Here is a 7,147-nt window from a genome sequence, read left to right as displayed (position 1 = left end):
AAAAGTTGTCCGGCGGTGTCCTACTCTCCCACACCGTCCCCAGTGCAGTACCATCGGCGCTGAGAGGCTTAGCTTCCGGGTTCGGAATGGAACCGGGCGTTTCCCTCTCGCTATGGCCGCCGTAACTCTATCGACTTATACCAGCCACAACACCCCTGCACCCTTCCCGACGCCGCAGTATCCGACCTCCCGTTGTTGGGGGGTGGGACACCTGGCACGGTCAGTGCTGGTGTTGCTTAGTTGATTCCCGGGCTGGTGTGTCGGGAACCATACAGTGGACGCAGAACATCATCGTTGTAGTCAAGTTATCGGCCTATTAGTACCAGTCAGCTTCACACATTGCTGTGCTTCCACATCTGGCCTATCAACCCAGTAGTCTAGCTGGGAGCCTCTCACCCACAAGGGGCATGGAAACCTCATCTTGAAGCGTGCTTCCCGCTTAGATGCTTTCAGCGGTTATCACTCCCGAACGTAGCTAATCAGCGGTGCACTTGGCAGTACAACTGACACACCAGAGGTTCGTCCATCCCGGTCCTCTCGTACTAGGGACAGGCCTTCTCAAGTTTCCTGCGCGCGCAGAGGATAGGGACCGAACTGTCTCACGACGTTCTAAACCCAGCTCGCGTACCGCTTTAATGGGCGAACAGCCCAACCCTTGGGACCTACTCCAGCCCCAGGATGCGACGAGCCGACATCGAGGTGCCAAACCATGCCGTCGATATGGACTCTTGGGCAAGATCAGCCTGTTATCCCCGGGGTACCTTTTATCCGTTGAGCGACCGCGTTTCCACAAACCACGGCCGGATCACTAGTCCCGACTTTCGTCCCTGCTCGACATGTCTGTCTCACAGTCAAGCTCCCTTGTGCACTTACACTCAAAACCTGATTGCCAACCAGGCTGAGGGAACCTTTGGGCGCCTCCGTTACTCTTTAGGAGGCAACCGCCCCAGTTAAACTACCCACCAGGCACTGTCCCTGATCCGGATCACGGATCGAAGTTAGACATCCAGAACGACCAGAGTGGTATTTCAACGTTGACTCCACCCATGCTGGCGCATGAGCTTCACAGTCTCCCACCTATCCTACACAAGTCGTACCGAACACCAATACCAAGCTGTAGTAAAGGTCCCGGGGTCTTTCCGTCCTTCTGCGCGTAACGAGCATCTTTACTCGTAATGCAATTTCGCCGAGTTCGTGGTTGAGACAGTGGAGAAGTCGTTACGCCATTCGTGCAGGTCGGAACTTACCCGACAAGGAATTTCGCTACCTTAGGATGGTTATAGTTACCACCGCCGTTTACTGGCGCTTAAGTTCTCAGCTTCGCCCACAAGTGGACTAACCGGTCCCCTTAACGTTCCAGCACCGGGCAGGCGTCAGTCCGTATACATCGAATTACTTCTTCGCACGGACCTGTGTTTTTAGTAAACAGTCGCTTCTCCCTGGTCTCTGCGACCCTCACCCCTAACCCGTAAGGGTTTCAAGGTTCGGGCCCCCCTTCTCCCTAAGTTACGGGGGCATTTTGCCGAATTCCTTAACCACGATTCACTCGATCGCCTTAGTATTCTCTACCTGACCACCTGAGTCGGTTTTGGGTACGGGCGGCCACACCCCTGGCTAGAAGTTTTTCTCGGCAGCATAGGATCACCCTGCTTCCCCCATACGGGGTCACCATCACATCTCAGGATATATGCCTTCCGGATTTACCTAGAAGACTCCCTACATGCTTGGACGTGGACAACCATCGCCACGCGGAGGCTACCTTCCTGCGTCACTCCATCGCTTACCTACTACAAGATCGGGTCACACACTCCACGAAACGAAACTGATCAAAGACCAGAAACGAAACGCTTCAGATGTTTAGCATCCCCTGATTCAGTATGGGCGGTGTGCAGCCGGTACGGGAATATCAACCCGTTGTCCATCGACTACGCCTGTCGGCCTCGCCTTAGGTCCCGACTTACCCAGGGCAGATTAGCTTGACCCTGGAACCCTTGGTCATTCGGCGGACGGGTTTCGCACCCGTCATTCGCTACTCATGCCTGCATTCTCACTCGTGTGGCGTCCACGCCTGGATCACTCCGGCGCTTCACTCGCCACACGACGCTCCCCTACCCATCAACACCCCTGCCAATAAAGGAGGGAAATATGTCAATGCCATAGCTTCGGTGGTGTGCTTGAGCCCCGCTACATTGTCGGCGCGGAATCACTTGACCAGTGAGCTATTACGCACTCTTTCAAGGGTGGCTGCTTCTAAGCCAACCTCCTGGTTGTCATCGCAACTCCACATCCTTTTCCACTTAGCACACGCTTAGGGACCTTAGCTGATGATCTGGGCTGTTTCCCTCTCGACTACGAAGCTTATCCCCCGCAGTCTCACTGCCACGCTCTCACTTACCGGCATTCGGAGTTTGGCTGACGTCAGTAACCTGGTAAGGCCCATCAGTCATCCAGTAGCTCTACCTCCGGCAAGAAACACGTGACGCTGCACCTAAATGCATTTCGGGGAGAACCAGCTATCACGGAGTTTGATTGGCCTTTCACCCCTACCCACAGCTCATCCCCTCAGTTTTCAACCTAAGTGGGTTCGGTCCTCCACGACGTCTTACCGTCGCTTCAACCTGGCCATGGGTAGATCACTCCGCTTCGGGTCTAGACCCCGCGACTCAAACGCCCTATTAGGACTCGCTTTCGCTACGGCTACCCCACACGGGTTAACCTCGCCACGGAGCACTAACTCGCAGGCTCATTCTTCAAAAGGCACGCCGTCACCCCTAAAGGCTCCGACGGATTGTAGGCACACGGTTTCAGGATCTATTTCACTCCCCTCCCGGGGTACTTTTCACCATTCCCTCACGGTACTTGTCCGCTATCGGTCACCAGGGAATATTTAGGCTTAGCGGGTGGTCCCGCCAGATTCACACAGGATTTCTCGGGCCCCGTGCTACTCGGGAAAACGCATCGGAGTTCACACTGTTTCGCCTACGGGGGTTACACCCTCTATGCCGGGCCTTTCCAGACCCTTCGGCTACAGCACGAATTTCTTACTCCGTTCGGGATCAGTAGCTCCCGACACACGCTCCCACAACCCCACACACACAACGCCTACCAGCTTTAACATGCATGCGGTTTAGCCTGATCCATTTTCGCTCGCCACTACTCACGGAATCACTTTTGTTTTCTCTTCCTGTGGGTACTGAGATGTTTCACTTCCCCACGTTCCCTCCACACACCCTATATATTCAGGTGTGGGTGACTGGACATGACTCCAGCCGGGTTTCCCCATTCGGAAATCCTCGGATCACAGTCTGGTTATCGACTCCCCGAGGCTTATCGCAGATTCCTACGTCCTTCATCGGTTCCTGGTGCCAAGGCATCCACCGTGCGCCCTTAAAAACTTGACCACAACAAAGATGCTCGCGTCCACTGTATAGTTCTCAAAACACCAACCCACAACCACCCCAACGCACCCAAACAGGAACGCCGAAGCAGAAAGGGACAACCAGAGTAAACCAGACACACACCACAAAAGCGTGCAGCCGATCCCTCAGGACCCAACAACGTGCCAGACCCCCACCAGACCACACACACTTTCCACACCAACCACACCCAAAAGATGCAGCCAGCCGTACTCGTAGACATGCGAACCAGCAGAAGCCAAATAATCGATGATCCACCCATGAGCAACACCCCAGTCACCACAAACGAGTGACATAAAAGGTGCAACCATTCGGTTGATGCTCCTTAGAAAGGAGGTGATCCAGCCGCACCTTCCGGTACGGCTACCTTGTTACGACTTAGTCCCAATCGCCAGTCCCACCTTCGACAGCTCCCTCCCACAAGGGGTTAGGCCACCGGCTTCGGGTGTTACCAACTTTCGTGACTTGACGGGCGGTGTGTACAAGGCCCGGGAACGTATTCACCGCAGCGTTGCTGATCTGCGATTACTAGCGACTCCGACTTCATGGGGTCGAGTTGCAGACCCCAATCCGAACTGAGACCGGCTTTTAGTGATTCGCTCCGCCTTACGACATCGCAGCACTCTGTACCGGCCATTGTAGCATGCGTGAAGCCCAAGACATAAGGGGCATGATGATTTGACGTCGTCCCCACCTTCCTCCGAGTTGACCCCGGCAGTCTCCCATGAGTCCCCACCATTACGTGCTGGCAACATAGAATAAGGGTTGCGCTCGTTGCGGGACTTAACCCAACATCTCACGACACGAGCTGACGACAACCATGCACCACCTGTACACCGACCTTGCGGGGAGCACATCTCTGCACTTTTCCGGTGTATGTCAAGCCTTGGTAAGGTTCTTCGCGTTGCATCGAATTAATCCGCATGCTCCGCCGCTTGTGCGGGCCCCCGTCAATTCCTTTGAGTTTTAGCCTTGCGGCCGTACTCCCCAGGCGGGGCGCTTAATGCGTTAGCTGCGGCACAGAACTCGTGAATAGAGCCCCACACCTAGCGCCCAACGTTTACGGCATGGACTACCAGGGTATCTAATCCTGTTCGCTCCCCATGCTTTCGCTTCTCAGCGTCAGTTATGGCCCAGAGACCTGCCTTCGCCATCGGTGTTCCTCCTGATATCTGCGCATTTCACCGCTACACCAGGAATTCCAGTCTCCCCTACCACACTCTAGTCTGCCCGTACCCACTGCACGTCCGGAGTTAAGCCCCGAATTTTCACAGCAGACGCGACAAACCGCCTACAAGCTCTTTACGCCCAATAATTCCGGACAACGCTCGCACCCTACGTATTACCGCGGCTGCTGGCACGTAGTTAGCCGGTGCTTCTTCTCCGCCTACCGTCACTTTCGCTTCTTCGGCGATGAAAGAGGTTTACAACCCGAAGGCCTTAATCCCTCACGCGGCGTCGCTGCATCAGGCTTTCGCCCATTGTGCAATATTCCCCACTGCTGCCTCCCGTAGGAGTCTGGGCCGTGTCTCAGTCCCAGTGTGGCCGGTCACCCTCTCAGGCCGGCTACCCGTCGTCGCCTTGGTGAGCCACTACCTCACCAACAAGCTGATAGGCCGCGAGCCCATCCCTCACCGAAAAACTTTTAATCCCCCACCATGCAGCAGGAGATCATATCCAGTATTAGACCCAGTTTCCCAGGCTTATTCTGAAGTGAAGGGTAGGTTGCTCACGTGTTACTCACCCGTTCGCCACTAATCCAGCAAGCAAGCTTGCCTTCATCGTTCGACTTGCATGTGTTAAGCACGCCGCCAGCGTTCGTCCTGAGCCAGGATCAAACTCTCCATAAAAGAATTCAAATCTGGCAAAACATCACATTGACGTTAAACCAACAAACAATTGGCATCGATTTTTGGCACGCTGTTGAGTTCTCAAGTATCGGTTACACACCGAACATATCATCTGATTTCTCAGAGTCAGAATCGGTGGTTTGTCTTGCTGAAGCTCGATCTCGGTTTTCATCACCTTAGTGATGTTGTCCGTGTGACCGGGGATCAACGTTACCAGGATGATCTTCCCGGCGCAACCCGCGGTTTCTTCGAAGTGAAGAGCCTTGGATTGGTTTCCCGTGGGACCGGCCGCTCGGGCTGTGGTCGTAACCACCGCCGCGTCCGTTCCTCCCTGTCGGGCGAACGTTGAGAACTCTAGGTAAAGCGCTGGTTAAACACAAATCGCCTGGTCAGAGGCATGTTCGGGCCAAAACAGCGGCCCGGAGCCACTGGGGCGTCCGGGCCGTTCATGCTGTGGCCACCTGGGCAGCCGGCCCAGCGGTGTGACTCGCCGGTGCATCGACAACCCTCCGGCGACCACGAGTACCCGCTTACTGCCGTGCCTGCTGCTGCGTCGCCGCGGTGGCGGACTGCTCGAGACCCGTGGCGCGGTGCAGCGCAGCCAAGTTCTTGCGGCCCCGCTTGAGTATGGCCACGCTGTCGTGCAAGAAGTCGGCCTCACTCAAGACACCTTCAGGGTCGGCAATCCGCTCATTGTTCAGCGAGGCGCCCCCCTCCCCGAGAGTGCGCCGCGCGGCCTTACGCGATTCGGCCAGACCCGCGCTCACCAGAGCGTCGACGTAGCTGGTTCCGGGTTCGGCACTACCACCGGGCAATTCGGCCGTGGCATCGCGCAACGTCGCGGCGTCCAGACCGGATAGATCCCCCTTACCGAACAAGGCTTCCGAGGCCGCCTGGACTGCGGCGGTCGCCTGCGCACCGTGCACGAAGGTCGTGATGTCACTGGCCAGAGTTCGCTGCGCGGCGCGCCGGAACGGCTCGTCCTGCACCTGCCGTTCCAGCTCCTCGATCTCCTCGCGCGTTCGATCGGTGAAGACCTTCAGCAGCTTCACCACCGAGGCGTCCTCGATGTTGAGGAAGTACTGGTAGAAGGCATACGGCGAGGTCATCGAGGGGTCCAGCCAGACGCTGTTGCCCAGGGACTTGCCGAACTTCTGCCCCGACGCGTCGGTCAACAACGGCGTCGTGAGCGCATGCACTGAGGCGCCCTCCATCCGGTGCACCAGGTCCACCCCGGCGGTGAGGTTGCCCCACTGATCGGCGCCACCGGTCTGCAGGGTGCAGCCGTGCTCGCGGTACAGGTGCAGGTAGTCCAGCGCCTGCAGGATCTGGTAGCTGAATTCGGTGTAGCTGATCCCCTGTTCGGAGTTCAACCGGGCAGCGACCGCGTCCTTCTTGATCATCTGGTTGACCCGGAAGTGCTTGCCGTAGTCGCGCAGGAAGTCCAGCGCACTGATCGGCTCGGTCCAGTCCAGGTTGTTCACGAAGGTGGGCGGCTCCCCCGCCTCTTCGCTGAGTACTTTGCGGACCTGGGCGGCGATGCGCTCCACGTCGGCCGCCGTCTGCTCCTTGGACTTCAGCGTGCGCTCACTGGAGGGGCGCGGGTCGCCGATCAACCCGGTCGAGCCACCGACCAGCCCGATGACGCGATGTCCTGCCCGGCGCAGGTGGCGCAACAGAATGAGCTGAACGAGGTTGCCGAAGTGCAGGCTGGGCGCCGTGGGATCGAAGCCGCAATACACCGTGAGAGGTCCGCTCTCGAGCGCCTCACGCAGGGCATCCTCATCGGTGGTCTGCGCCACCAGCCCCCGCCATGTCAGCTCGTCGAGCACAGTGCTCACGATGTGTCCTTTCGTTGTTGTGGGTGGACGCCGCGCCCAC

The 7,147-nt window shown here is 57.2% G+C and carries 1 protein-coding gene and 3 rRNA genes; all 4 read right to left on the bottom strand.

Annotated features, from left to right (window positions below; genetic code table 11):
- Positions 1–7: 7 nt before the first annotated feature.
- Positions 8–124, bottom strand: a 5S ribosomal RNA gene (gene rrf, locus G9V96_RS14910).
- A gap of 172 nt (positions 125–296) precedes the next feature.
- Positions 297–3,401, bottom strand: a 23S ribosomal RNA gene (locus G9V96_RS14905).
- A gap of 344 nt (positions 3,402–3,745) precedes the next feature.
- Positions 3,746–5,266, bottom strand: a 16S ribosomal RNA gene (locus G9V96_RS14900).
- The 16S, 23S and 5S rRNA genes sit together here, the layout of an rRNA operon.
- 530 nt (positions 5,267–5,796) lie before the next feature.
- Entirely contained in the window at positions 5,797–7,107 is a 1,311-nt protein-coding gene (gene tyrS, locus G9V96_RS14895) for a tyrosine--tRNA ligase (RefSeq protein WP_168583743.1), read from the bottom strand.
- Positions 7,108–7,147: the final 40 nt, after the last annotated feature.

The organism is Gephyromycinifex aptenodytis, assembly GCF_012277275.1.
Lineage (GTDB): Bacteria > Actinomycetota > Actinomycetes > Actinomycetales > Dermatophilaceae > Gephyromycinifex > Gephyromycinifex aptenodytis.
The sequence above is the reverse complement of the archived record's forward strand: the minus strand, read 5'-3'. Positions and strand labels throughout refer to the sequence as shown.